This is a genomic window from Romboutsia sp., assembly GCF_035470145.1.
GTDB lineage: Bacteria > Bacillota > Clostridia > Peptostreptococcales > Peptostreptococcaceae > Romboutsia_D.
This window is the reverse complement of the sequence record NZ_DATIRC010000011.1, coordinates 1-2,669: the sequence shown is the minus strand read 5'-3', so window position 1 is coordinate 2,669 and position 2,669 is coordinate 1. Positions and strand designations below refer to the sequence as shown.

The following is a 2,669-nucleotide window of genomic DNA, read 5'->3' as shown; positions in this document are numbered from 1 at the left end:
TAAGATGATTTTTATCATTATAAGGAGGGTTAATATAGAGTATTTAATTAAAAAAATCCAAGGGATTAATTATTGTCCCTTGGATTTCTAAGTAAGATTAATTTATCAATCAGTATATTTTTAAAAAACGTTTTCACTAATCCCTAGACAGGCTAGATGTTGATTTTTTTTCCTTCTTTACGCCATTTTGCAAATTCAGCTACTGCTGTGAAAAGTGCGTCTGTTGATGAGTTAAGTCCTGTTTCGCAAGAGTCTTGAATAACCCCAACAACAAATCCTACACCTACTACCTGCATTGCCACATCATTTGGAATTCCAAATAAACTACATGCAAGTGGTATTAGTAATAATGAACCTCCAGCTACACCTGAAGCACCACAAGCACTTACCGCTGACAATAAACTTAAGATTAGGGCCATACCCATATCTACTTTAATGCCAAGTGTATGAACTGCTGCAAGTGTTAATACAGAAATTGTAATAGCTGCACCAGCCATATTAATAGTTGCACCTAGTGGAATTGAAACTGAGTAAGTATCCTTATCCAACCCTAGTTCTTCACATAAGCCCATATTTACAGGTATGTTTGCAGCTGAGCTACGTGTAAAGAATGCTGTAAGTCCACTGTCCTTTAAACATTTGAATACAAGTGGATATGGATTTTTACGAATACCTATATATGTGATAATTGGATTAACTACAAGGGCTACAAATGCCATGCAACCAACTAATACAACAAGCAATTGTCCATAACCAAGTAGAGACGCTAGACCCTGCGTAGCAATACTATCAAATACAAGACCCATGATACCAAGTGGTGCAAAATTAATTATCCATCTTACTATTTGTGATAATGCATCTGAAACATTAACTATCATTGTTTTAGTAGATTGAGGAGCATTTTTTAACGCAAGACCAACAAGTATTGCCCAAGACAATATACCTATATAGTTTGCATTGAAAAGTGCTTTTACTGGGTTATCCACAATATTCAATAATAACGTTTTCAGAACTTCCACAACACCTCCAGGTGGCGTCACATTCTCAACACCTGCTCCAAGTGTTAATGTTACCGGGAACATAAAGCTCGCTACAACAGCAACAAGTCCTGCTAAAAATGTACCTAAAAGGTAAAGAACAATAATCGATTTCATATTAGTTTGCTGACCACTCTTGTGTTGAGAAATGGCAGACATTACTAAGAAAAATACCAGTATCGGTGCAACAGACTTTAGTGCACCTACAAATAATGAACCAAAGATAACGATTGGCTTTGCTGTATCTGGAATCGTTACAGCTAATATAATACCAACGATTAAGCCTATTATAATTCTCTTAACTAAACTTATTTCATTCCATTTGCTGATTAAATTTCCCATTGTCTAATCCTCCTCTATGATTTAATTACTATTACAATTACATTTTACCATAAATCCCGTTTTTTTAAAACATAATTCAATAAATTTTCTTAATATTTTTTATTTTAATACAATTTTTCCCATTTGAGTTATTAATTGAAAAAAGACTATGAAATCATAGTCCAATTTTTATCCCACTTCAACAATATCCCTTTACTCCTAAGTTGTTTGATATTTATATTTATTAGTCTAATTAGAATATACTGTTACCTATCTTAGTTAACATATCTATGCCTTTTATTTCTTTATCATACATAGGTACTCTAACTACCTCAGAACTTTCAAAATCACTCTTTATTTCTTCTAAATACTTCTCTTGCATGTTTCTTCTATTTCTAAAGAACGGTGTAGTAGCTTGCTCCTCAGGTATTATAAGGTTTGCTATAACCATTTGTGTTTCAATTCCAACAGTTCTAAGTTCTTCACTAGCTCTATATGCCTCTATTATAGGAGTTTTTTCAGGGTACATAACAAAACTAAAAGTAGTCTTCTCTTTATCCTTCATAGTAGCTATAACTCTATCAAATTTTTCTTTTTGTTTTTTATCTTCTTCACTGATTTGTGCAGTAACTCCTGCTTTCATCTGAATTTGTTTTGACCAATCCATAGGAAGTTCTAAAAGTCTTAATGTGTGCCCTGTTGGAGCTGTATCAAATACTATAACGTCATATTCTTCTTCTGAAGCATATGATATAAATTTTTGGAAAGCTGCCATTTCTTCAGTACATGGAGAATTTAATTCTTCTTCCATAGTAGCTATTGTTGGTCCACTAAATTTAGATTTAGCATCTTTTAAGACCATTTCTTTATATTCTTCAAAAGCTACTTTAGGATCAATCTTTGCTGCATATAAATTAGGACATCCATCTATAGGTGCTGGATTATCTTCTATTGGCTTATCTAAAACCTTTCCTATATGAGCTGCAGGATCTGTTGTAAGAAGAAGTGTTTTAAATCCTTCATTTGCAGATTTAACAGCTGTAATACAAGCCATTACAGTTTTTCCAACTCCACCTTTACCTGAGAAAAATACATTTCTAATAGAATTTTTCCTAGGCAATATAAGTTCTTTAGCATCTTCATTTTTTTGTATACTTATTTCATCTATGTTTTTATATTCTACTTTTGAAGTCTTTTGAGCTTTCTTTCCTTCAAATAATATAGATGCACTTATTCTAAATCTATCTACACCTTTAAGCTCACTATCAAATAGCTCCATAGTATCAATAGGTAATTTCTTAAATATGTTTT

2 protein-coding genes are annotated in these 2,669 nt (G+C 32.4%); both read right to left on the bottom strand.

Annotation, left to right across the window (positions count from 1 at the left end; translation table 11 throughout):
• Nucleotides 1-152: 152 nt before the first annotated feature.
• Nucleotides 153-1,379 (bottom strand): serine/threonine transporter SstT, encoded by a 1,227-nt coding sequence (sstT, locus tag VLM92_RS00290; RefSeq protein WP_325274356.1) that lies wholly within the window; start codon nt 1,377-1,379, stop codon nt 153-155.
• 232 nt (nt 1,380-1,611) lie between these two features.
• Nucleotides 1,612-2,669 (bottom strand): ArsA family ATPase (locus tag VLM92_RS00285; protein WP_325274355.1); only part of this gene is annotated, 1,058 nt, incomplete at its 5' end.

What these genes read in the sequence shown, in the direction of transcription:
- sstT (WP_325274356.1), bottom strand. Translation starts at nt 1,379, where the DNA reads ATGGGAAATTTAATCAGCAAATGGAATGAAATAAGTTTAGTTAAGAGA.